The sequence below is a fragment of the Azospirillum canadense genome (genome assembly GCF_025961225.1).
GTDB lineage: Bacteria > Pseudomonadota > Alphaproteobacteria > Azospirillales > Azospirillaceae > Azospirillum > Azospirillum canadense.
In genome coordinates this window covers 493,290-516,457 of record NZ_JAOQNG010000003.1, presented here as the reverse complement: position 1 = coordinate 516,457, position 23,168 = coordinate 493,290, and the positions used below count along the sequence as shown (strand labels likewise).

At 65.6% G+C, this 23,168-nt stretch carries 24 protein-coding genes; 11 read left to right on the top strand and 13 right to left on the bottom strand.

Features of this window, described 5'->3' with window-relative positions; genetic code table 11:
- Positions 1–44 precede the first annotated feature (44 nt).
- The gene (locus M2351_RS20590) at positions 45–674 is read left to right on the top strand and encodes a hypothetical protein (protein ID WP_264657928.1); all 630 of its coding nucleotides are present in this window, start codon (positions 45–47) and stop codon (positions 672–674) included.
- Positions 675–1,371: 697 nt separating this feature from the next.
- On the opposite strand, the gene M2351_RS20585 is transcribed toward M2351_RS20590, so the two are convergent.
- Together M2351_RS20585 and M2351_RS20580 are read right to left on the bottom strand one after the other, a co-directional pair.
- Complete coding sequence (locus tag M2351_RS20585) at positions 1,372–1,995, bottom strand: DUF3102 domain-containing protein (RefSeq protein ID WP_264657927.1); 624 nt, start codon at positions 1,993–1,995, stop codon at positions 1,372–1,374.
- Positions 1,996–2,021: 26 nt separating this feature from the next.
- Positions 2,022–2,681, bottom strand: coding sequence for a ParA family protein (locus M2351_RS20580; RefSeq protein ID WP_264657926.1), 660 nt, complete (start codon positions 2,679–2,681; stop codon positions 2,022–2,024).
- A 689-nt stretch (positions 2,682–3,370) separates the two neighbouring features.
- Here M2351_RS20580 and M2351_RS20575 point away from each other — a divergent pair.
- Positions 3,371–4,156: a transposase gene (locus tag M2351_RS20575; RefSeq protein ID WP_264657925.1), complete on the top strand. Its 786-nt coding sequence runs from the start codon at positions 3,371–3,373 to the stop codon at positions 4,154–4,156.
- Positions 4,157–4,947: 791 nt separating this feature from the next.
- Positions 4,948–5,916 carry an IS5 family transposase gene (locus tag M2351_RS20570; protein ID WP_264657924.1) on the top strand — a complete coding sequence of 323 codons (969 nt, stop codon included), beginning with the start codon at positions 4,948–4,950 and terminating at the stop codon, positions 5,914–5,916.
- A 355-nt stretch (positions 5,917–6,271) separates the two neighbouring features.
- Here the strand turns inward: M2351_RS20570 and M2351_RS20565 are convergent, their stop codons facing one another.
- Both M2351_RS20565 and M2351_RS20560 read right to left on the bottom strand, forming a co-directional pair.
- On the bottom strand, positions 6,272–6,511 hold the full coding sequence (locus tag M2351_RS20565) for an HU family DNA-binding protein (RefSeq protein WP_406567415.1): 240 nt from the start codon (positions 6,509–6,511) through the stop codon (positions 6,272–6,274).
- Between the two features lie 9 nt (positions 6,512–6,520).
- Complete coding sequence (locus tag M2351_RS20560) at positions 6,521–7,489, bottom strand: IS5 family transposase (RefSeq protein ID WP_264657924.1); 969 nt, start codon at positions 7,487–7,489, stop codon at positions 6,521–6,523.
- A gap of 123 nt (positions 7,490–7,612) precedes the next feature.
- Between M2351_RS20560 and M2351_RS20555 the strand changes: the two genes are divergently transcribed.
- Complete coding sequence (locus tag M2351_RS20555; protein WP_264657923.1) at positions 7,613–7,762, top strand: hypothetical protein; 150 nt, start codon at positions 7,613–7,615, stop codon at positions 7,760–7,762.
- Between the two features lie 88 nt (positions 7,763–7,850).
- Here the strand turns inward: M2351_RS20555 and M2351_RS20550 are convergent, their stop codons facing one another.
- Complete coding sequence (locus tag M2351_RS20550; protein ID WP_264657922.1) at positions 7,851–8,042, bottom strand: hypothetical protein; 192 nt, start codon at positions 8,040–8,042, stop codon at positions 7,851–7,853.
- 103 nt (positions 8,043–8,145) lie between these two features.
- Between M2351_RS20550 and M2351_RS20545 the strand changes: the two genes are divergently transcribed.
- The 6 genes from M2351_RS20545 to M2351_RS20520 all read left to right on the top strand — a co-directional run bounded on the left by M2351_RS20545 (position 8,146) and on the right by M2351_RS20520 (position 14,087).
- A complete protein-coding gene (locus M2351_RS20545; RefSeq protein ID WP_264657921.1) occupies positions 8,146–9,828 on the top strand; it encodes an IS1182 family transposase in 1,683 nt (560 codons plus the stop codon).
- A gap of 507 nt (positions 9,829–10,335) precedes the next feature.
- Positions 10,336–10,647 (top strand): hypothetical protein, encoded by a 312-nt coding sequence (locus M2351_RS20540; protein WP_264657920.1) that lies wholly within the window; start codon positions 10,336–10,338, stop codon positions 10,645–10,647.
- A gap of 790 nt (positions 10,648–11,437) precedes the next feature.
- Complete coding sequence (locus M2351_RS20535) at positions 11,438–11,992, top strand: RNA 2'-phosphotransferase (RefSeq protein WP_264657919.1); 555 nt, start codon at positions 11,438–11,440, stop codon at positions 11,990–11,992.
- Positions 11,985–12,701 (top strand): nucleotidyltransferase domain-containing protein, encoded by a 717-nt coding sequence (locus M2351_RS20530; protein ID WP_264657918.1) that lies wholly within the window; start codon positions 11,985–11,987, stop codon positions 12,699–12,701. Before M2351_RS20535 ends, M2351_RS20530 begins: the two co-directional genes overlap by 8 nt.
- 33 nt (positions 12,702–12,734) lie before the next feature.
- A complete protein-coding gene (locus M2351_RS20525; RefSeq protein WP_264657917.1) occupies positions 12,735–13,370 on the top strand; it encodes a DsbA family protein in 636 nt (211 codons plus the stop codon).
- Between the two features lie 285 nt (positions 13,371–13,655).
- On the top strand, positions 13,656–14,087 hold the full coding sequence (locus tag M2351_RS20520) for a hypothetical protein (protein ID WP_264657916.1): 432 nt from the start codon (positions 13,656–13,658) through the stop codon (positions 14,085–14,087).
- Between the two features lie 142 nt (positions 14,088–14,229).
- Here the strand turns inward: M2351_RS20520 and M2351_RS20515 are convergent, their stop codons facing one another.
- The 4 genes from M2351_RS20515 to M2351_RS20500 all read right to left on the bottom strand — a co-directional run bounded on the left by M2351_RS20515 (position 14,230) and on the right by M2351_RS20500 (position 17,772).
- Positions 14,230–15,165 carry a ParB/RepB/Spo0J family partition protein gene (locus M2351_RS20515; RefSeq protein WP_264657915.1) on the bottom strand — a complete coding sequence of 312 codons (936 nt, stop codon included), beginning with the start codon at positions 15,163–15,165 and terminating at the stop codon, positions 14,230–14,232.
- Positions 15,158–16,177: an AAA family ATPase gene (locus M2351_RS20510; RefSeq protein ID WP_264657914.1), complete on the bottom strand. Its 1,020-nt coding sequence runs from the start codon at positions 16,175–16,177 to the stop codon at positions 15,158–15,160. Before M2351_RS20510 ends, M2351_RS20515 begins: the two co-directional genes overlap by 8 nt.
- A 147-nt stretch (positions 16,178–16,324) precedes the next feature.
- Positions 16,325–16,942, bottom strand: coding sequence for a hypothetical protein (locus M2351_RS20505; RefSeq protein ID WP_264657913.1), 618 nt, complete (start codon positions 16,940–16,942; stop codon positions 16,325–16,327).
- A gap of 11 nt (positions 16,943–16,953) precedes the next feature.
- On the bottom strand, positions 16,954–17,772 hold the full coding sequence (locus M2351_RS20500; RefSeq protein ID WP_264657912.1) for a helix-turn-helix domain-containing protein: 819 nt from the start codon (positions 17,770–17,772) through the stop codon (positions 16,954–16,956).
- A gap of 740 nt (positions 17,773–18,512) precedes the next feature.
- Here M2351_RS20500 and M2351_RS20495 point away from each other — a divergent pair.
- Complete coding sequence (locus tag M2351_RS20495; protein WP_264657911.1) at positions 18,513–19,811, top strand: plasmid replication protein; 1,299 nt, start codon at positions 18,513–18,515, stop codon at positions 19,809–19,811.
- Positions 19,812–19,895: 84 nt separating this feature from the next.
- Here the strand turns inward: M2351_RS20495 and M2351_RS20490 are convergent, their stop codons facing one another.
- From M2351_RS20490 to M2351_RS20475, 4 genes are all read right to left on the bottom strand, one after another.
- Positions 19,896–20,513, bottom strand: coding sequence for a hypothetical protein (locus M2351_RS20490; RefSeq protein ID WP_264657910.1), 618 nt, complete (start codon positions 20,511–20,513; stop codon positions 19,896–19,898).
- 354 nt (positions 20,514–20,867) lie between these two features.
- The gene (locus tag M2351_RS20485) at positions 20,868–21,578 is read right to left on the bottom strand and encodes a hypothetical protein (RefSeq protein WP_264657909.1); all 711 of its coding nucleotides are present in this window, start codon (positions 21,576–21,578) and stop codon (positions 20,868–20,870) included.
- Entirely contained in the window at positions 21,575–22,333 is a 759-nt protein-coding gene (locus M2351_RS20480) for a ParA family protein (RefSeq protein WP_264657908.1), read from the bottom strand. Before M2351_RS20480 ends, M2351_RS20485 begins: the two co-directional genes overlap by 4 nt.
- Positions 22,330–22,857 carry a hypothetical protein gene (locus M2351_RS20475; protein WP_264657907.1) on the bottom strand — a complete coding sequence of 176 codons (528 nt, stop codon included), beginning with the start codon at positions 22,855–22,857 and terminating at the stop codon, positions 22,330–22,332. The genes M2351_RS20480 and M2351_RS20475 overlap by 4 nt, the downstream gene beginning before the upstream one ends.
- Between the last annotated feature and the right edge of the window lie 311 nt (positions 22,858–23,168).

Sequence of the window (23,168 nt, the reverse complement as noted above, 5' to 3'; positions counted from 1 at the left end):
CTGTGCGGACCTCGCTGCACCAACACCCTTTCCCGGTGGTAGCCATGCGTGGAAAGGGTGGCTCGGTCCGGCTTGACGATGGCGACGACGTGAGCGGCAACACCGAAACTTATCTCGAATTCAACCCGCTGGTGGCAATGGCCATCCTCTCCTTGAAATTCCAGAGCATCTCCTACGAGATGCTGATGAAGATCAGGAACCCGGTCAGCTGGTGGCTCTACAAGCGCCTGTCTTTGCATTACCACACGACCTCCAGCGTGGACCCTGTGGAGATGCGGGCCAGCGACATCATCACCAACTCCGGGATGAATCGCAGCAAGCGTCATCGCGACACGCTGCGCGCCATCCGGGTGGCTGTGGAGGCGCTGGTGACGCAGGGAGTGCTGGCGGGCTACGACAAGGAACCGGAGTACGGCAGCGGTTCTGAAATTGTCGATGTGCTGTACGCGTTCCATCCTTCCGACGCGTTCTGCGAGCAGATTCGCCGTGGCAAGGCCATCGCCGAACAGAACGCCCGGTCGCTCAAGCGACTTGCCAAACCGGACGATGTTGACGCGCAAGGACGCCCCCGTCGGCCGATCGTTCTGGACCGGGTGACCGCCAACGCGGTGAGGCGGGAGCGGAGGGCGCTGCCGACCGGCAGCAAGGAGGCGCCGTCTGTGAAGACGGCCTGACCTCCCACAGGGAGGGACCGCCGCACTACAGGCGATTGAGGAACCGTCGTGACACGGGCGGCGTCAACGCTCATGGAGGACTCACCCCCGGCGGAGCCGTTGGGTGAGCCGGCTGTGTCGTTTCCTGGCGTGATGCTTGCGGGTCACCAAACGGGGCCCGACCGCTTCGGTCGGGGGTGAATGGGCGGCCGTCGCGCTCCCCGTCACCGGACGCGAGCATCACAAAACCAAGCGGAAGCACGGCTGGTGGCTGTGATTCCGGTGGAGGTGCCGCGCTCCCAGTGTCAAGCTGGCGTGCCTGTTCCGCGGGTCCCGCCGGTGCGGCGCTGCCGGACCACACGTTTCAGGCGCGTGTCCCAGCACGCGCAATGGTGCTGCTTCCCGCGCCTGATTGGGAAGTCGCCATGGACGGCGACCCACGGCACCGCAACCTCGAGGGGGAGGCGTTCGGGCGAGGCTGCCCTCCCCTGCCCGTCTGGCCGCGCCTTACCGTGCGCCGGACCGTGGCGGCGGTTGCGGGACACCGGGCCGCCGTGGCCAACAGGGACGGGAGAAACCAGCCGGCGCTTGTGCAAGGTCCGTGGCCGTGGAGCGGCTGGCCAAGGCGAGACGACGCGCGCGGGCCGTGGTGAACACCGGCGCCCGTGGGCTCCGGGAGGGGCGCCGCCCGCCCCTGACCCGGCTTTCCTGGGCCGCGTTACGCCTCACCCAGTTCGTCCTGAAGGGCCGCGATCACTTCATCGAGCTTCCTGCGGTTTTCAAGAAGCTGCTGGAGCCGCTTGCGAAGCTGCGCCCTGCTGGGGGGGGCGGAAGGTTTTGCGATCCAGCGGCGCTTGAACGCGATGACCTCCTGGCGGGTCACGTCCGGCCGGATGACATTTTCGCGGAGCGCCGTGCCCCGCAGATCCTCCGGCATCTGCACCAGCTCGTAGACGATCGAGTAGTGCGGCGGCAGGCGCTCGACCGGGAACACGGCGGCGTCGATCGCGCGGGCCACGGCCATGAGCTTGTTGGCCACCCGGTCGCCGAACGGCAGCTCAGCGTCGATCATGTCCATGAAGTCGCCGTGCGGGATGCGGTCCTTGGCGTTGTTCAGGTGGCGACCGATGTCCACGAATGTCTTTTGCGCCCGCCTCCACAGGTCCGAGATCTCCCGGACGTATTCCGCGCGGCTCGACAGCGGCACGACCGCCTCAACGACGGCCAAGCCGCGGGTGTCCCGGTGCTCCGTGCCAACCCGGCTCAGCGCCGGCGCCGGCGCCGGCGCACCGTCGTCCTCGCTGCCGTCGAAGCTGTCGGCGAGCCTGAGCTTCTTCGCCATCTCGTTTCTCTCCTCGGGGTTCGTCGTCAGGTCATGGCCAGCAGGCGCTTCGCCTCGGCCCACACACTGCTCACGTCGTCGGCGCCGGTGCCGTTGGTCTCGACAACGCCCAAGCCGTGCGCCATGGCGCGCGCGATCTGAATGCTGTCGGGGATGCTCGCCGCGATCACGGGGCCGACCTTTCCGAGTTCCCGGCGTGAGCTCTCGGCCTCCTTGACCGTGCGCTTCACTTTGTTCAGCACGAAGTAGGCCGGCCGCCCAAGCTCCTGGACGGTGAGCATGATGGTCTTCACCGAACGGACGTCGTCGTCGAGCGGCTGGCAGGGAATCAGGACCAGGTCGGACGCCAGGATGAGCGCCTTGGTGGCAACCGGATCGTTCTCCAGCGCCGTCGGCGTGTCGACCACCACCAAGTCGGCGGCGATCTCGTCCAGCGCCCGGGCGGCGTCGGCGAACGCCGCCACCCGCACCTCTGCGTAGGGAACCTCGGGAGCCTTCTTCCGGTATCTCTCCCGCTTGCTCATCCAGCCCGCGAAGGTACCTTGCGGATCGGCGTCCAAGCCGATGGCGCGCAGCCCGTCACGAATCGCCGCTGACATCAGCAGCCGCGACAGGCCGGATTTCCCGGATCCTCCCTTTGGCGACAAATGCAGCAATCGCTTGGTTCTCTGGCGGTCAGGAGCCATTGTTGGGGTCCTCGGCGCGAATTCGGTCCGGCTGGTGTGCCGCAGAGCTCTGGGTCCCGTCAAGACCTTTGAGGGTGTGTTTGCGCGAAATCGTCCTGGTGCGGCGCGGTGTCCACAGATTCGTCACCGGTGAGGGGTTCGCGAGCGCGACCCGCCGCCTCCGCTGCGGTTCCCGACCGGCAAATTCCTCACCGGTGACGACTTCCCTTCCTGGTCCGCTCACACGGGCCCGCCTCACCATGGCGTCTGAACGCCCCGGTCTTTTGAGGTGTGCAGCGCGTTCACCCGGGAGGACGGCGGCCAGCAACGTCGCGAAACGGCCAGCGTTACGTTCCGGCCGGGACACTTCGGCGCGGCTGCGACAGATCGGAGGCAACGTTCAAGGGGCCATACTCGGGCCTGCTTGATCGCCCAGCGGCACGCGCGGCCGTCCATCCATAACCAAGGCGTCCGCACCGCCACCCAATGGGCCACCGGAACCCGCGCTTTGTGCAGACCAACGAACGTCCTGCGGCGTCGGTCCCAGGCGCGTAGCGCGCCAGCGCCGACAGCGGCTCAGCAGGGCGTCGGCCGCGAACAGAACGGTGCGCTGCTCCCCGACCACCGCGCTTGTGTCAGATGCTATGGGGGCGTTGGGTAACGACGAGATCGTGGCACCATCGTAGCGCCAACAAACGGAGGAGCGCACCATGGCCAAGCCGTTGGATTCGACCCAGCCTCCCGTTGCCTTCGATCACGAGAGCACGCTTGTTGCCGTCATTGAGATGAGCCAATCGAGCTGGCTTGTTGCCGCCGTCGTCCCGGGCGTCGAGCGGTGGCCGTTGCAGAAGCTGATGCCCGATCAGGACGCGCTGCTGCGCCTGTTCGGGCGCTGGACGAGCGAAGCCGCTCACGCCGGAAGGACAATCGCGCGTCTCCTCGTCGCCTACGAGGCGGGCCGCGACGGTTTCTGGTTGGCGCGCTGGTTGGGCGTGCGCGGCGTCGAATGCCACGTCATCCAAGAGCAGATCGCGGCTCTTGAGGCGGCGCGTCTGGACCGGCTCGCGCAGGCGCCGAAGGAAGGAACCGACGCGATGGTGCACCTGCTCGCCCGCGTGCGCGGCGTTGGCGTCGAGACCGCCGCCATGCTGGTGCGCGAGGTGTTGGGGCGGAATCTGCGGGATCGGCGGGCGGTGGCGCGTTACGCCGGGCTCACCGGCACGCCCGACGAGAGCGGGTCGCGGCGGCGGGAGAAGGGACTTTCCAAGGCGGGCAATGCCCGGGTGCGGCGCGGCATGATCCAACTGGCGTGGCGCTGGCTCCTGTTTCAGAAAGACAGCACCTTGGCCGCGTGGTGCCGCGGGCGCACCACCGGCGCCAAGGGCGGCGTGCGCAAGACGCTGATCGTGGCATTGGCGCGCAAGCTGCTGGTCGACCTGTGGCGCTTGGCGACGACCGGACAGACTCCGGAAGGCGTCACCATGCAGGCGATTTGATCCGGTTCCGTCAACGGTTTCGAAGCTCGGCGGCGGTGCGGCCGAGTTCCGATGACGATCCGAGGGGGCGCAGCCCGTACGTCGCCATGGCCACCGTGCCGCTTGTCAGATGGGGCTCGTCGCCTCGGAGCCTCGCCGCCGATGCGCATGGGCGCATCATGGGTTCGGGCTTTCAGGCTCGCCGGATACAAGGTTGTGGCGCGGGAGGACCGCGCCCGTCGGTGAAAGGCTCCATCTCGGTTTCGCATCGTTCGGCCGGACTCGTCAACCACGTCTCGAAGAAGGAGAGGTGCTGCGTGGCCTTGCTGACACCCATCCGCCCCTCCCCGGTCACCGCAACCCGGCTCCCCCGGATTGCCGCGTCCCGCCCGACCGAAGGGAGGTCAGCACCGTGCTCAGGGCCGTCAAGAACGCTTCGCGCCGCTGCGCGGTGCCCTACGGGCATCCTTGACCGCCCTTGCGCGCGGTGCTGTCGAGAAATTAGGTCGGGACGAAGGAATGGTCCGTTGCGGTCGAACAAAGGAATGGAGGAAATATTGCAAACCCCTTGACTTTGATGCCCACATACAAGGCGACGTGAGAAACTGGTCCTTCCGCAAACTCGATACCGCTGGCGAATTCCACGGGCGGTCGATGTCCGGGCACAGCCGAGCCGAATGGAAGCGGGCAGACACTGTTGTCGCGGGGAAGCGCCGATGGAGGGCGTTGGTGCAGCGAGGTTCGGGATTGCCGGTCCTGGGTCATCGTGTAGAAGGGCGCGTCTCTTGATTACCGGATTGGTCAGCCTCGGCATGCCGAACAAACACAACGACGCGCGGCGCCATCACATCCCGAAGATGCGGTTCAAAGTAACGAATTGGGCGTCGTACGAAGCCGGACTGCGCCGGCGCGGCAGTCTGACGCTGTGGGTCAGCGACGCGGCGATCGCCGCCTGGCGAGCGGCGCCGCGGACGACGCCCGGTGGGCAAGCGCGCTACTCGCAGACGGCTATCGAAACAGCCCTCATGGTCCGCTTGGTGTTTCATCAGCCGCTGCGCCAGACCGAGGGGCTGCTCGGCTCGTTGCTGGATCTCCTGGGCGTGGACCTGCCGGTTCCCGACCACACGACGATCAGTCGCCGGGCGGCGCGCTTGACGCCGGTGTTGGCCACGGCCCTGCCGACGGGCCCGGTCACGCTGGTGATCGACAGCACCGGCTTGAAGGTCTACGGGGCCGGCGAGTGGCACCGCGACAAGCATGGCGTGCGCGGGCCGCGGACCTGGCGCAAACTCCATCTCGCGGTGGATGCCGCCAGCAGCGCCATCGTCGCGGCCACGCTGACCACCACCAGCGACGGGGACGCCTCCCAGGTCGGACCGCTGCTCGACCAGATCAGTGGCCCCATCGACACCGTCATGGCTGACGGCGCGTACGACGGCGAACCGATTTACCAGACCATCGCCGCCCGGGATGCCGGGGCTCGGGTGATCATCCCCCCGCGCGCCACGGCGGTCGTGAGCGAGGCCGCCACAACCGCCCCGACCCAGCGGGACCGCCACATCCAGAGCCTGGCCGAGCACGGGCGCTCAGGCTGGCAAAAGCAAACCGACTATGGCGAGCGGGCGAAGGCGGAAACCGCGATGGCGCGTTACAAGCGCATCCTCGGCGACCAGCTGCGTGCACGCACGTTGCCCGGCCAACGAACTGAAGCCGCCACCGGCGTCATCATCCTGAACCGGATGATCGATCAAGCACGCCCGAACTCCGTCCGCATCGCCTGATCAAAGGTCGTGTCAGGCTTCACTGCGTCTGTGCGGACCTCGCTGCACCAACACCTGTCTCGTAGGCTTTCCGCTGAGCGGCTGACAAGCCCATGGCACAACTCCGATCCTTCACCTGGCGCACTCGGTCGCGCAAGATCGCAGCCGGTTTTTCAACAAACGACCGTGTTCTCAGGTTCCAGCACGGCCACGGCGGGGTTCGGCGCGGTTCACGGCGATCCCCGGAGGCTGCATGGTTGGACAAGTTCGGCCGTGGGCTACCGGTGTCTCTCGGCGCGCGAGCGTGCCCTCTGGACACAGCAAAGCGGGGGCAGCCTTCCGACGGCCCCCGCGCCGTCCGCTCAGCGGACGACGGTCACACCGCCTTGCCGTTGTTGATAGCGTCCTTCAGCGCCTTGCCGGCCGAGAACTTCGGCGCTTTGGAGGCGGCGATCGTGATCTCGGCTCCGGTCTGCGGGTTGCGGCCGGTGCGCTCGCCGCGCTCGGCGATTTCGAACTTCCCGAAGCCGGGCAGCTTCACCGTCTCGCCCTTGATGAGCGCGTCCTGCAGGTGTTGGTGCAGCGAGGTCCGCACAGACGCAGTGAAGCCTGACACGACCTTTGATCAGGCGATGCGGACGGAGTTCGGGCGTGCTTGATCGATCATCCGGTTCAGGATGATGACGCCGGTGGCGGCTTCAGTTCGTTGGCCGGGCAACGTGCGTGCACGCAGCTGGTCGCCGAGGATGCGCTTGTAACGCGCCATCGCGGTTTCCGCCTTCGCCCGCTCGCCATAGTCGGTTTGCTTTTGCCAGCCTGAGCGCCCGTGCTCGGCCAGGCTCTGGATGTGGCGGTCCCGCTGGGTCGGGGCGGTTGTGGCGGCCTCGCTCACGACCGCCGTGGCGCGCGGGGGGATGATCACCCGAGCCCCGGCATCCCGGGCGGCGATGGTCTGGTAAATCGGTTCGCCGTCGTACGCGCCGTCAGCCATGACGGTGTCGATGGGGCCACTGATCTGGTCGAGCAGCGGTCCGACCTGGGAGGCGTCCCCGTCGCTGGTGGTGGTCAGCGTGGCCGCGACGATGGCGCTGCTGGCGGCATCCACCGCGAGATGGAGTTTGCGCCAGGTCCGCGGCCCGCGCACGCCATGCTTGTCGCGGTGCCACTCGCCGGCCCCGTAGACCTTCAAGCCGGTGCTGTCGATCACCAGCGTGACCGGGCCCGTCGGCAGGGCCGTGGCCAACACCGGCGTCAAGCGCGCCGCCCGGCGACTGATCGTCGTGTGGTCGGGAACCGGCAGGTCCACGCCCAGGAGATCCAGCAACGAGCCGAGCAGCCCCTCGGTCTGGCGCAGCGGCTGATGAAACACCAAGCGGACCATGAGGGCTGTTTCGATAGCCGTCTGCGAGTAGCGCGCTTGCCCACCGGGCGTCGTCCGCGGCGCCGCTCGCCAGGCGGCGATCGCCGCGTCGCTGACCCACAGCGTCAGACTGCCGCGCCGGCGCAGTCCGGCTTCGTACGACGCCCAATTCGTTACTTTGAACCGCATCTTCGGGATGTGATGGCGCCGCGCGTCGTTGTGTTTGTTCGGCATGCCGAGGCTGACCAATCCGGTAATCAAGAGACGCGCCCTTCTACACGATGACCCAGGACCGGCAATCCCGAACCTCGCTGCACCAACGCCTACGAGACACGCTTGCACCGCTTGGAAAGCGCGATGCTCCGGCTCAGCGCGGCCTATCTGACGGCGGTCGCCGAGGCTCCCCACACGGCCAAGATACTGCACGACCGCCTGGAAGCGGCCGGCATCGAAATGGAGTTGATCCGCGAAGCTCTGGAGCAGGATCGCGGGGCGCCGAACGCCTGATCGGGTTCGCCCCGTTCCTTACCGCTTGGGGGGCGTCTGCCCATGCCCAAAGCCCGTGCCACAACGGAACAGCTCGCTGTTCTCCGCCTCAGGCCGCTCCTCTGGACTTAGTGCGGCGACGGGGCGTGCTGGACCAAATCGCCAGGCACGCCACCGCGCTGTCGGCGGTGCCGATGCGCACGGCCCCCTCCCGGTCATGGAAGTACAAGGCGTAGCGACCGGCCGTGTCGCGCTCGAACGTGAAAAGAGGCGATTGTCGGCCGGCAACCATGATCGCCATGCGGTCGCTCCAATCGCAGGAGTGGCGCGCAACCGCGCTCCAGTGACACTGTTGGTCACACTGCGTGGCGGAATGTTGAGCCCTGGAAAGGCTGGAGGTTTCCATGGCGATGCATCCGTCCCCGATTGCCCCTGTCCCCGAAGAGACGGCTCGGGTTGCCCGGGCGGCCTTCCGCAAAGGCACCCTGCTGATGCGGGTGCGCGATGAGATTGGGGTTCTGTATGAGGACGCGATGTTCGCCGGTCTTTACGATGCCCGCGGGCAGACGGCGATTGCGCCGTGGCGGCTGGCCCTGGTCACGCTGTTTCAGTTCCTCGAAAACTTGTCCGACCGCCAAGCCGCCGAGGCGGTGCGTAGTCGCATCGATTGGAAGTATGCTCTCAGCTTGGACTTGACCGATCCGGGCTTCGACTTCTCGGTTCTATGTGAGTTCCGCGCCCGCCTGCTCGCCGGCGGCCAGGAACAGAGATTGCTTGATGCCATGCTGGAGGGCCTGCGCGAGCGCGGCCTCATCAAGGCACGCGGCCAGCAACGCACCGACTCCACGCACGTCCTGGCGGCGGTCCGCACCCTCAATCGTCTGGAGTTTATCGGCGAGACCATGCGGGCCGCTCTGAACGCCGTTGCTCTCTCCGCTCCCACCTGGCTGGCCGAGCATGGCCGGGCGGCGTGGGCCGAGCGCTATGGCCCGCGGGTCGAGCCGTATCGTCTGCCCAAGAGCCTGAGCGCGCGTCAGGCTCTGGCCGAAGCCATCGGCGCGGATGGCCACGAGGTGCTGGCCGCCCTCTTCGCCGACCGGGACTGCTTTTGGCTGTGCCGGCTGCCCGCGGTGGAGGTGCTGCGGCTCGTCTGGATTCAGCAGTTCTACCATGACCAGGGTCGCGTCCGGTTGCGCGAGCCGGCCGACCAGCCGCCGGTGAGCGACCGTCTGCACTCCCCCTATGATCCGGACGCCCGCTACGCCAAGAAGCGCGACACCGGCTGGATCGGCTACAAGGTCCATTTGACCGAGACATGCGACGCCGATCGGCCGCACCTGATCACCGATGTCCAGACCACGGCCGCGGGCTTGGCCGATGTCGCGATGACCGCGACGGTTCAAGCCGCCTTGGCCGCACGCGGCTTGCTGCCGAGCACCCACGTGGTCGATAGCGGCTATGTCGATGCCGGCCTGCTGGTGGCCAGCCACGCGGATCATGGTATCGACCTGCTCGGCCCGGCGCTGCCGGACAGCAGCCGGCAGGCTCACGCCGGGCAAGGCTTTGACCTCAGCGCCTTCACGATCCTCTGGTCCGAGCGCGTCGCCCGCTGCCCGGCTGGCCAGATCAGCGCGAGCTGGAAAGAAGGTCAGGATGAGCGGGGCGCTGCTGTCGTGCACATCGGCTTTTCCCAGAAGGTTTGTGGCGGCTGCCCGCACCACGACGCCTGCGCTCCCGCCGCGCACCCCGGGCGACGGGCGAACGCCCGGCGTCTGCGGGTCCTGGAGCAGCGGGCGCATGAGGCCTTGCAGGCGCGCCGTCGGGAACAGACCAGTGAGCCTTGGAAGAAACGCTATGCCTGTCGCGCCGGGATCGAAGGCACCTTGTCCCAGGGCATTCGCGGCTTCGGCTTGCGCCACGGCCGCTACCTCGGGCAGGCGAAAACCCACCTCCAGCACGTCTTCACCGCGGCGGCCCTGAACCTCACGCGTGTGGATGCGTGGCTGCGCGAGCAACCGTTGGCGCGGACGCGCCAGTCACGCCTGATCGCAGTGCTCCCAGCCGCCGCAGTACTCCCAGCCGCGTGACGCCGGCACGCGGTGTGACCAACAGTGTCTCCAGTGGCCGCTTGCTAGGCGCGGCAGCGCGATCTCGTTAAAGGCCGCAATGTCGGCCGGGGTGAACCGGGTGCGAGCAAACGGGATGACGCTCATGGTGGCGGCTCCTGGCGATGTGGACACCACAATCCTGCGTGCTCCTATCCCCCGCCGCTGTGGCGGAGCCCACACGTCCGCTCTTGGCGCGTCACGGAAGTGCGATCCAATCGCGCCCATTCCCCAGCGGGCACAAGGCCCCGGTCAACCTATGCCGGGTCTGCGGCTTCGGATGCATCAGTCCCGCGGGACAGGACAGCCACTCCCAGGCCTGCCAGACCGCGCAGACGCCTGACTCGTTGGTCGGCCAGCAACCGGTTCGCATCGTCGCGGGACGGAAAACCGGCTCACGCTATCGTGCGCGCTCAAAAAGTGTAATCCAGGCACGGGCTCGCCTATAATGAGGCATTCATTGCTTCGATGCTTCGAGGTCGTTCCGTCATGGACCAGTCCCCCAAACCCTCACCAGACGTGGTTGCCAACTACATTCTTGCCCATTATGCCGAACCGAACGCTGGGGAGTTGACGGCCGGCGACGTGGCCGAAGTGCTCGGAATGAGCGTGGCGGACGTGTTTGACGCGGTTGATCACAACCCGCGTGTGAGAGGGTTTGCCGCCGGGCCTTACTCGGGATGGGACATCACCGCTCGTGGCGGGCGTCACGTCGTCGGCAGCCATTCAGAAAATCCGACGCCAAGCGCGGAGGTCCGGTCGCCCACAGCTCTCCTTGCTGATCGCCCGAAAACGGTTTAGGTTTCACGCATTCTTTGGCGGTACCTCCGAGCACGGCCAAGAAACTCAACGACTCCAAGGTTTGGTACAGCAGGACGCCTTAGGCAGCGGCAGTGGCCGGCCCGGCGCGCAGGCTGTGCACGGTCATGCGAGCCTCCGTGTCCAAACGGCACATATCCCCTTCCGAACCGCCACGCTTGCGGTGAGAATATGTTGCCCGGGGGCGTCATCTCGTCAATCTGGGGATCACCTTAACCGGAGACTGCCCTGTCACCTTACACGCCTTCGACCCTGACCAGGACGGTACTCTGAACGTGTCGGCCGTCGCTGTGGATGGGCGCTTCAATTTGAAGCGCTAAACCGTGCATTGACGTATTTAAAGAGGCACGGCAGCTGGCTTCCGATAACGCCGACTTATCGGTAGCGCTCTAACGCGGATTGACCCTGTCGTTGTTGTCGGTTTTCCAGGATCACTGGACTCGGGCCCGCAATCGCGGAAAACGACTGGTTTTCGGCCCAGGATCGCTGGACGGGCGACGCCAGGATTGGTGGTCTCGGACTGGGATCGGTGGGCACCTCCTGACCCTCAGACCTTCCCCACATCCCCTCCAGGAGCGCACTTCCGCCGCAGACGAGCGGTTGCCGGCCCGCGGCGGCCCCGGCAGTTACATTTCCGTCCGACAAGAAGCTTTTCCGGACATTGCCGCACACGGTCTCGTAACCACGCGAGCCAGGCCCGTGTTGCAGGATGTGGCCCCGCACCGACTGTTCTTACGGGGCGCATTGACCAGAACCACCACGGGGGGAACATATGAGCCGGACGAGCCGCTACTTGGCGCTGATCCTCCGGCACAAGCCGGAAACGGCGGGCCTGACGCTTGACCCGAAAGGCTGGGCGCCTGTGCAAGATGTGCTGGAGGGGCTCGGAAAGGCCGGACACCATCTCACGCTGGAGGACCTGCGCGCGCTCGTCGCGGCCGACGCCAAGGGCCGCTACGCGTTCTCGCCGGACGAACAACGCATCCGGGCCAATCAGGGCCACTCTGTGGATGTCGACCTCGGTTTGATGCCTGTGCTCCCTCCCCAGTGGCTGTACCACGGCACAATTGCCACGTTCCTGCGGGCCATCCGCTCGCAAGGGCTGATCAAAGGCAAGCGCCACCACGTCCACTTGTCACCCGATCGCGACACCGCCGGGGCCGTCGGGCGCCGTCGGGGCACGCCGATTATCCTGATCGTGAATGCCTTGGCCATGCACGAAGCCGGACACGCGTTCTACCGATCGGCGAACGGTGTCTGGCTGACCGACACGGTGCCGCCGTCGTACATTGACTTCTCCGGCACCGGGGAAAACGATCGTGTCTGAAACCAATCCTTCGTTGTCCGAACTCGAGGTCGTCGGCATCGCCCGCGCGCTGTCGCGTGAAACCAGGATGCCGATTGCACCAACCGACATCGAGGTTCTCGCCATCGCACCGGTGCCGAGCCCGAGATTCGGAACCGACGAGTTCGCCGTGGCGGTGCGCGTCCACGGCAAGACATACGCGCTGAGCGGCTCTGAGACCGGCTGGTCCATGGTTGATCGTGATGAGGGCGACCGTTGGATCATGATGGTCGAGCGCTACCTGGCCCTGCTGCGCGGCGTTCGGCAGGCCGCTTTCGAGAGCGCGCCAGCCGATGCCGTGCCGCAGCCCGACGAGGATGTTCAGCGCTGGGCGTTTCCGATCGTGGGCTGGCAGCACGACACTCTTCCGAGTGACGACCTGCTCTACGCCGCGGTGGGCGCGATCGTCGCCGAAACCGAGGCCAAGGCCGTCTACCTGATCGGGAGCCTGGCACGTGGTGACGCCCAGCCGGACAGCGACATCGACCTATTTGTTGTCGTGGCCGACGACCGAATGCCGCAGCCGGCCGCGCTCCAGCGCCTTCAGCAGAACCTCCGCGAGCACGGCGTTCTGTTCGACGTCCGCGGTTGCCGGCGCTCCACCTTCGAGGCCAACCGGGCTGTTTCCGGCACGATGTCAAACACGGTCGCACGCGAGGGTTTGCTTCTTTACGGGATGCCGAACGGATGACACACATCCACCCACAAGTCATAGGAGGCAGACATGGCCGGACCGCACCTCGTCTATTTCGCTGATCCCATGTGCTCCTGGTGCTGGGGCTTTTCGCCGGTGATCGAGGCCATCCGTCACCGGTTCGCCGACACGTTGCCCATCCGGCTTGTGATGGGAGGGCTGCGTCCACAGACCACCAAGCCCATGGACGAAGCCGCCAAACGATCGACCCGGACACACTGGGAACATGTCCATGAAGCGTCCGGCCAACCTTTCGACTTCTCCTTCTTCGACCACGAGGGATTCGTCTACGACACGGACCCGGCCGCGCGGGCGGTGGTCGTGGTCCGCCGTGGCAACATGGAGAAGGCCCTCGACTATCTCGGCCTCGTTCAAGCGGCCTTCTACGCGCACAACCGTGACGTCACCGACAAAGCCGTGCTCGCCAATATTGCGCAGCAGATCGGCGTCAAACGCGACGGCTTTCTCGAAGCGTTTGACAGCGAGGACGCAAAGCAAGAGACATGGCGGGATTACGGGATCTCCCACCAGACGGGGATCACCGGATTTCCGACGCTCATTGCCGGTGTCGGCGTCAGCAACCAATACTCCGCGATCACCCGTGGCTATCAGCCCGCGGTCCGTGTGGTCGCAATGGTGGAGCAATGGCTGAGCGGCGCAGCATGAGTTGGACCTTCGGCAGGGCAAACGGCCTCCGTGTCCTTAAACACGGAAAATCACTGTTTTCCGGCTCGCATCCGGTTCCTGGTCTCGGGCGCGTTGGAAAGGTTTGGAGGCATAAAAGGAAACCTGCGCCGTTTTATTTCCGGCACCACACCACTGCTCGACACCACTCACCGTGACCATCCGCGAGCCGATCTCGAAGACCTGCCGCTAGTTTGCGGCTTGTAGACGGCGCGCAAGGCCGCGCAATGGATCACGGGAGTGTTCGAATGCATAAAGAAAATGTTCATGCTGCTGCTGGCCAACATGACGCTGCGCGCGTGTTTCTGGACGAAGATCATCCTGCACGAAGGCGCCCCGCCCAGGGAAACACGGGCGTGGGAGCGCCCGCGGATCTTCTCCGGACCCGCCCTTCAGCATGACCAGTGCGTTCATGCTCCACTGACTGGCTCACTGGACGGCATGCCGTCCCGCAGCCGCTGCGTCGGCATGGATCACGCCACCTTCCATCTAGACGAGACGGATGACTTCCGGGAAGGGCAGTTGGTGCTCGCCCGCCTGAACGGCTCCACCATGACCGGCACGGTCGAGCGCGTCGAACACCGCAGCGCCCTCGTCGTCATCGCCTGGAAGCGGGATGCCGGCACCCAGGAGAAGGTGGAGCGGGTGCTGCGCGCGGTGGTCTGCAGCCGGTTCATTGGGAGGCGGATCGCCGCCTGATGGGAACGCTCCGTGGTGAGGACGTTCGATGGGAACCGTTCCCATCGAACGTCCTCACCACGATAATCGCCCCACCGTGAACACGAATGTTCGAGAATTACCGGGTGCGGTGGACACGAAGGGGAACGGTTCCCATCGGACGTTACGTCCGCTCTGCCTTTCGCTGTTCGAGCAGCGTGTCGATCGTCGAACGCATCTTTGTCAGACGCTCCCAGTCGCTGTCGGTCAAAGGCCGAGGCTTCTCAACCATCGCGCCAATGGTCTCCTGAGCCCGACTGAGAACGCGGAACACCCGCTGCGGCAGGGCACTCAGCGCCATCTCCGGCGAATTGTCGGCCGGCTTGCGCGAGGGACGCTCGCCGTCCGCTCCTACTTTTTCCGAGCGTGACGGCTCGCCACTAACGTCGGGTTCTCCGGCCGCACTGCTGCTCTTCCACTGGTCCCACATGGCGAGGGCAGAGGCTTCCGATGCGGCGCGGGTGAGCGTGAGGAGAAAGCGGAGCGTCGGCTCGTGCTCCGCGTATTCCTCGCGGATCACCTCAGGCAGGGACTGCAGACGGAGCAGTTTGGAGATCATGCTGCGGTCCTTGCCGACGATACCGGCAAGCGCCTCGTCCGTGTACCCGTGACGCTCTTTCAGCCCGTGCAGCGCATCAGACTGCTCGAACGGCGACAGATCGACGCGCTGCACGTTCTCGACCAGCGCCACCTCAAGCGGATCACCGACGGTCAGGACCGCTGTGATGGTCGGCCACCCAAGCGACTTTGCCGCCCTCCAGCGCCGCTCGCCCCACACCAGAAGATATTCGCCGTTGTCCTGCTGCTGCACCCCAATCGGTTGCTTCAGGCCATGCTTGTCAAGCGAGGCGGCCAAGGACGCCAAGTCTTCTTCCCGAAAGATCTTGCGTGGCTGATCGGGATTGGTGACGACCAGCCCGATGTCGCAGGCGAAGGGCCGCTCGAAGGGCACCGCCTTGCCGGTCAGCGCGTTGCTGTTGAACCGCACCGGGTTGGTGCTGGTCTTGTCGCTGCTCTTGGTGATGAGCCCCATGTTGGAGCGCGGAATGCCCTTAGCCATGCGCCGCCACTCCGTGACCAGCCGGGGCGACGCGACGGTCGCGCTCCTCGATCAGGGTCTGCACCACCATGTCGAAGGTGCCGACGCCGGGCGCCTTGGCGTTGAAGGCGACCAGAGCGTCGCCGCCGGCGGACGATTGCGGGTAGAGCGTGGTGTTGGGAATTGGCGGGAAGATGTGGACCTCCTGCCCGTAGGTCTCGTGCATGTCCTTCAGGGTGGCTTGGTCCTGGGTGGTGCGGCCGGAGTAGAACGTCGGCACTATGCCGAGCAGGGAGAGGGCGGGATTGCCGCGTTCGCGCACGAAGTCGATCTGCTTGCGCAGCGTGCCCATTCCCATGAAGGCGAGAGGCTGCGTCTGGCAGGGGATCAGGACCGTGTCGCTGGCCACCAGGGCGTTAGTCACCAAATGCCCCAGGGTGGGCGGGCAGTCGATGAGAATGAAATCGACGCTGCGGCGCAGATCGGCGAGCCGGCTGCGCAACGTGTTGTGGGAAAACTGCTGGGCGGCGAGTTCGGTCTCGCTCTCGGCCAGTTTGAGGGAGGAGGGCAGGACCCGTAGGCGCGGGTTGCGCGTCTCCACGAGACACTCTTCAGCCTTCGCGGCCCCTTTGAGGACATAGTAGAGCGTCTTCTCGGCTTCCTCGCAGGCGACGACGTCCACGCTGAGATGGATCCCGGCGTTGGCCTGGGGGTCGGAGTCCACCAGCACGACGGAGTAACCGCGGTCAGCCAGCATGCGGCCGACGTTCACGCATCCAGTGGTCTTGCCCACTCCGCCCTTCTGGTTCGCCAGCGACACAACGAGCGCCGGGCCAGGCTTCTCGACGGGAAGCACCGGGTGCTTGCGGATGAAGGCGACGACGGCCTGTGGGATACGCTCGCCCCCATTCTCCCAGCGCGAGACCCGCTGGCGATCGTAGGAGCGGTCCAGGCCCTCGTTCAGAAACGCCGCGAAATCTTCCCTCGATTGTCCACGAGCCTCGCGGTACGCTTTCAACTGTTCGCCGAGCATGCCCCCTCCCCAATCAGTCGAATTCAACGATTCCACGCATAGAGTGAGACACTCACCCTGTCAACAACGATTGGATGGGCTCAACGTGCTCACGATAGCGTCTCTTCGGCGGCGGTGTGTTTTCGGCTACACCGGCCAAGCCCAGGATTAGGGAAAGCGGCGGACACACCGGGCTTCAGCCATTCGACCGAAACTCGGAGCCGAGCAACCATGCGGATTCGGGGTCAACACCTTGCGGAGACACTCGACCAACTGGCGCTCTTTCACACACGCCTCCCCGCAGAGCGCCCGCATCTCCGCGATGCTCGGCCGCCACTTCTTCGTCCGACGCCAGGTGCGCGCCGCCGAATCGATGGCCCAGGCCGGGAACTCGCCGAGGTCTTCGACCCAGTCCATCGCGATCAACTGCTCGACGTCGGTCGTTAGCCCCTTGGCCGGGTAATGCGACAGCAGCGCCAGCACACGACCGAGCAAGCGGTCGGGCTCCGCCGGCGCCAGGATCGAGCCTTCCAGATCGGCCAGCACGCGCTGCGCCATGGCCGCCTGACGGGCCGTGACGTTCGCCGGCGGCGCCCAGGTCTCCTGGAGCCCTTCGAAGCCGTCCTCGCCGAAGCGCGGGCGGTGGTCCAGGTGACCGGCGGCCAGGACTTCGCGCAACGCTTCCGGGAAGGCGGCAACGAGCAACCGGCATCGGTCAGCGGACGGCATCGTGGGGTCGAACGGCAGCGGAGAGCGCTCCGGCAACGGCATCGCGGCGGCGGACATGGCGGGCCTCCTCAGGACCAGGAACGGGTGGTGGGCTGCGTGCCCTTGAGCCGCGCGGCGACGGTCATCCAGGCGTTGACGCGCTGCTCGGCGGCGCTCTCGCGTGCCCGGCCACCGGCCGGAGCCGCTGTCCCGGCGGTCGCCGCGGTCTTTACCGCCGGCGCCTTGCCGGCGGCCGCATCCTGGACCAACCAGGCCCGCCAGGCGGCGGAGACGTCACGGTAGCGGTAGCCGTGCGCTTGGCAGCGCAGGACGAAGCCCTCGACATGTTGGCCGAGATCGACGGTGCCGAAGCGGCTGCGGGCCCAGGCGAGATCGTCAGCGGACGGCATCCAATCCGCGGGCACGTCATGCGCCAGCCCGCGCCCGCTCGAGGCGAGCGAGTCTGGAATCTGTTCGGAATGGAGGTGTTCCTGACTCGCCGGCGGACAGGGGGAGTCCGTGGTCGAGTCATCCCTGTCGTCGGCCGGAACGGGGCGCGCGACGGCCTCGGTGAGCACCTCCCCGTCCCGCTCGACGCGCAGCCGGTACAGGCAGGACAGCCGGGAGCCGTCACGGCCGCGGCGGTGCACGATGGTGACCAGGCCGATGTCGTCCAGGCGCTGCAGAATGCGGTTGATCGTGGGGCGCGACCGCTTGAGTTTGGCCGCCAGCGTCGACTGCGACGGCCAGCAGACGCCCTGCTCGTCGGCGAAGGTGGCGAGCGCCGCCAGGACGGCGAAGCCGTCGGCGTCGAGATCGGGGTGGTCGAGCCACCAGGCGGGGATTTTGCCCCAGCGGCTGGTGGTGTCGGTCGGCATGGTGGTCATCGGGCGCTCCTGCGAAGGCATGGAGCCGGCATGGGCCGGCGGTCTTGCGGGCAGGATTCCTCGGATGCGCCTGTGACTCCAAAGCGCGCCTGTCTCCTACCGGTAGGTGGCGGGCGCGGAAGCCGTAGGTAACAGGCGCGCTTGGGGAGGCGACAGGCGCGTTTCATGAAGGACACAGGCGCGGTCATGATGGTCACAGGCGCGGATACCGCCGCGACTCGGGAAGGACCGAAACGCGCCTGTGTCCTACAGCCGTGCCGACGCCGTCGTTCGCGTCGCGTCATCTTGTAGGTGACAGGCGCGTTTCGCCTTTCCTTCGGTAGGCGAGAGGCGCGCTTGGGTCTCCGTTCATTATGAAGGTCGCAGGCGCGCTTCGACTCGTTGGATTCTCTAGGTCGCAGGCGCGTTTGGTGGGTGGAACGGTGCAGTAGGCCACAGGCGCGTTTCGCTGCGGGACGGGATTTTCGGGTTGCGGGGTGCGGAAGAAGTCAGTAGGCCGCAGGCGCGCTCGCGCCTCGGAGGCGACGGCACGGCGCTAGACCGGCCGACGAAAGGGAAGCAACGTCCGATTCGGCGTTGCGCCGGCCGCGAATCCGGGAAGCGCGCCTGCCGCCTACTGATTGCGCGCCTGTGTCCTCCAGGAAACGCGCCTGCCACCTACCGCTTCCGCGCCTGTCACCTACGTACCTGCACTTGACGTCGTTGCGTCGGACGACGGAAGCGGCATAGGCTTGGTGTTCGGGATTGCGGAGAGGCACCAGATGTCGGGGCAGATCGTCGTCAAGCAGCGCCGTACGGAGACGCAGGGGCAGACCCTTCAGGGCACGCTGTTCGAGCACATCGACGCCGCCACGGGCCGGCGGCACAGCGTCAACATGGTCTCTCTGTACGATCTGGCCCCAAAATACGTTTTCGACAGCCCGGAGTCGAAGGCCAACGGACAGGCCGCTCACACCCTGGAGCCCAGAGACGCTGCCGCACAGGACGACCGACTCCCGATGATCCACCGGCAATTCTCCTTCGCCGACCAGATCTACCATCTCACGGTCGTGCCGGCGCGCATCCAGCGCCGGGTCAAGAGCAAGGACGGCCGGTTCGTCCGCGACGCCGATGGGTCTCCGGTGGTGGAGGAAATCGACGCGTATCCGGGCGAGCGCGAACAGATCATCGAGGACGTGATCCGGAAGTTGGCGTCGGACCCGGCGCGCCTGTTGGTGGACAACGGCGAGGCGATCCTGCGGTTCTCGTTGTACGAGGTCTGGCAGGAACTTCGCTCCGTCCGGCACACCCTGAGCATCCCGGAAATCAAGGAAGCGCTGATGGTCATGCGGCGATGCACGATCCAGATCGAGCGCCGCGGACGCCGCAAGGTCATGATGGACTCCGGTATCTTCGCCGGGCTCGGGCTGCGGCAGCGTCCCAGCGAAGCGGACGATGCCGATGAAGCCTCCATCCTGGATGACGAGAGCGGCGATGCCGAGACCTTCGTGCAATTCAACATGATGCTTCGCGAGGCGATCCGCCGGGTCGACTGGCACTCGATTTCCTACGAAGCCTTGATGAAAATCCGTAACCCGTTCTCGCGCTGGCTGTTCAAGCGCATTGCGGAAACATTGCGGCAAGACCCGTCGCAGTCGGTCGTGCACATCACCGCCCGCGACATCATCCGTGACTCCGGGATGTCGGAGTGGTCGCGGTTCCGCGACATGCGCCTGCGCATTCACGACGTCGTCAAGGCGCTGGCCGACACGCAGATCGGCGCCCTCGACCGCATCGAGATCGAGGAGGTCAAAGAGGGGCGGAAGTACGTCGACGTCGAGTACAGCCTCTACCCGTCGCAGTCCTTCCTCGACCAGATCCGTCGCGCGGTGGCGGAACGCGCTGTCAACGAGCGCGAACTCACCCTGGTGGTCGACAACGATGACCTCGACGAAACGGGGCGCCCCAAGCGGTTCGTCTCCGTCACCTCCGAAGTCGCCAACCAGAGCCGCCGCCGCCGCCGGGCGGCGCTGCCGAAAGGTGACGACGGGCAGATGCCTCTGCTGGACATCGTCAAGTAGAGCAGGGGAGGGCGGACCGCAAGCCGTTACACGCCCAGCGGGACGAAGAGGGCAGGGGAGAACGCCTCCCCTGCCCTCTCTGCTTTACCGGACAGGCAGCGTACGGATCAGGTCAGCCTTCCACCCCAGCGCCCGCATCAGGAACGCGATCAGGTCCGAGGCGCTGATCGACGTCGCCGCGGCCTTCTCCCGGCCCATGTCGTAGGCGCGGCGCGCCAGCATCGCCGCGACGACGCCGACGAGGAAGCCGACCAGGACCGGACCGGGGACCAGAGCCGACACCGTCAACATCGCCACCGAGCCGATGGCGCCGCGCGCCACCCCGTCGGCGATCTTCGCCAGCCCCGGACGCCCTTCCGACTGGGCCTGGTGGAAGGCCAGTGCCAGAGACACCGCCGAGACCACGAACAGCGTGGGGTTCACCGCGGCCATGGAGGAGATGCCCAGGCTGGAGGACAGCCCGGCAAAGCGGGCGATCTGCGCCTGGTCCCAACACATGATGACGGCCAGGGCGCCGACCGTGGAGCCGATGAGTTCGGACGCCGTGTATGAGCAGAAGTCGGCGAGCCACGTTTTATTGACGCCGATGTTGTCGTGCAGGAAGTCGGCGGTCTGGTCGAAAGTTGCCTTGTCCCAACCGACGAACGGCAGGCCGCGCGGGGTTTGTGACGTCCTTGGCCAGCGCGTGCAGGTAGCTGACAACCTTATCGCCGAACGCGTCGTTGGGCGCGATCTCGCTGATTGCCTGTCATGCCCCGGCGAGGTCATGGCCGCCATCGAACTCTTTCAGGTTCGAACGCCGGCTCCACCACGCCAACGGGTGGGCAAAATCACCGAAATGGGTGGGCGGTTTGCCCAAACCGCCCGGGCGCTTTCCGCCGAAATATGCACTCATTCCATTTCGGTTTTATCCCCCGACGCAGCCGGCAGATCAGAATGCCGGGAAGCATACCGAGCAAGATGCCAAGCATGCACCAGAATGGCGCCGATGGGTGTCAAATATGGGGCGGTGACCGCACTTCGCGCGGGAGATCGCCAAGATTGACTGGAGTGTGCTTATCGTGCTGGATGCTGACCCTTCGCGGCTGGCGGGGCCTCCGCTACCGGTCCCCCAAAAGCTCGCTGTGCGACCTTCCTGGGAGAGGGCCTCAGGGCAGTCGACAGAATGGCGAGTGCCCAACGTGCTCTCAGCAAAGCGCGCGGCGCGAACCAGGACCCTGCCAGACGTCCGGCGTCGGCCGGCGTGGCGCCGCTGATCAAAGCGTCGCGGGCTTGCGGCGGATTCGCGTAGGCTGTGGCGCACAGTGCATGGAGTAATGCCAGGCACTTCGCCCGTTCGCGCTTGGCCTCAGCCCCAAATCTGTCGCTTGCGATTTTGAAGACGTTCGCAGCGGCATTGTTGCTCGACGCTTCAGCCTCAGCCTTGTCCACGCGCCTTCGTAACGCGGCGACTTCACAAAAGTGCTCGGTTCGTATGTCCTCGATTCGCACCGTTAACTGCGTCGTCAGCCGGCCGTGCTCTTCCTTTGCCGAGTCGAGTTCGCGCCTAAGCTCGGCGATCACATGTCCGTTTTCCTCAAATATGTCTCGATAATTACTTATTAGCCTGCAAAGGTATTCCAGAAGCTTCCTTTTGTCATCGTCTGACAGATCGTTTTTTGCTTCCGCCTCTTTGATAGCTGCTGGCAAATGGAGAGGGGAGAGCGCCTGGAGGCGCGCCAGCGTTTGCGCACTGTGCGCCTCCCATTCCTGCCGGTGCACGGTCACGACACGGGTACCGGCAGGACTTGATCCAGTGCCGACACCCAGCCCGTCAGCCACGCTTCCAGCACGGGGTACGACCTTAAAACCGCGCCCTTGGGTAGGAACTCCATGAGGGCTTCCTTCCCAGCTTCGTCCACCAACACCTGATCGACCCTGCCCATGTTGAGCATGTAACCCCAAGCCGGTGCACTCATGCGCTCCACGCGAACCTGTTCAATCGGCGCGCCCGTTCCTCGTGCTTTTTCCAGCAACGACGCAAGGCGCTTATCGCCTTCAATGAAGTCCGCGATCACCGGGTTGAGGACCGCGACCCGCCGCGCTTCAGGAAACAGGGTGGACATGTCGTAGAGGTGCTTGAGGCCGCTGTTCAAGCCGTGCTGTTCCATGCTCAGGACCGCGACGAGGGTCAGTCTGACGCCGGTTCCCAGGTACTCGCGGCCGACGCGGCTGGCCCATGTGGCGAAGGAGTTGAAAACGTTGGCGCCAAAATCCACCAGGTGTTCGCCACTGGCCCAGCGGTCCGCTTCTTGATCCCAAACTTGGAACAGCGCGTCGGGGTTTCGATAAAGCTCCTCCGGCGTCAGGACCGGCGGCTTGACCGTCCTCGCTTCCGGAATTATCGCCCCCAGTCGACGGCCCATTTCGACTTCTGTGACCGTCAGCTTGAGCTTTCGCTTCAATGCGGCGAGGTAAATCCCCTGCGCTGTGAAGCTTTTGCCAACGCCACCTTTGTCATTCACGACCATTATCACGTTCATTTTTTCGGTCCTCTGATTTTGAAATCTGCGAACATGTCGAAATCAGGACCGCCTTCGAGGCGCTGACGGTCTGCGGCTTCGCGCTGTTTCACGCGCTCAAAAACCTCATCCACTCCATTCTCGGTCTTCTCGCGCGCCTCGGGCGCGCCAGCGGCGTTTTGCGTCGCGTGGTCTGTCGTCGTGCTGGACGGCTGGGTGGCTGCAGCAGGGGCGACACATATAGACGGCGATGGGCGCGATGCTCCCGGTAGCGCCACGAGCGGATCTGGCATTGGGCGTCCGCTGGCGCGACGTTGGGTGGAGCGGCGCAGCAGGCTCCGCAATGTTGCGGGCTTTATCATCACATCGTGGCGTGCGAGAGCGACCGTCAAAGTTTCGTACGGGACGCCCTGCAGGCGCAGCCAAGACAGCAAATCGACAACAGCGTTGACGGCGCGCTGGAGCGGGACCGCTTCAGTTCGGTGGCGATGCGCGACGGCTTTTGCGACGGCCTCGGTCAGGGAGGGCAGGTCGTGTTCGTTCATCGTGTCCTCGTCTTATGCGGATACCTTGAGCTTGGCAATTCATCGCGTCAACACATTTTGCGGCAGTACGTGACTGTACGAGTTGTAACGTGGCAAAACGTGGCTCGACCGCGACGGCGCATGGCATAACGTGGCAAAATCTGATGGAACGCAGCAGTCTCCGTGACAGCGCAGTGGCACTGCGAGGCGGGAGGCGCCGTAACGTGACTGTGGCAAGCTGAGGCGTGGCGTATTAGCTTGAGCTTAGCAAGTCGGGAGCGGTAAACCGCTCCAACTTGCCAGGGGGGCGTCGCCCCCCCGTGGACCCCCTT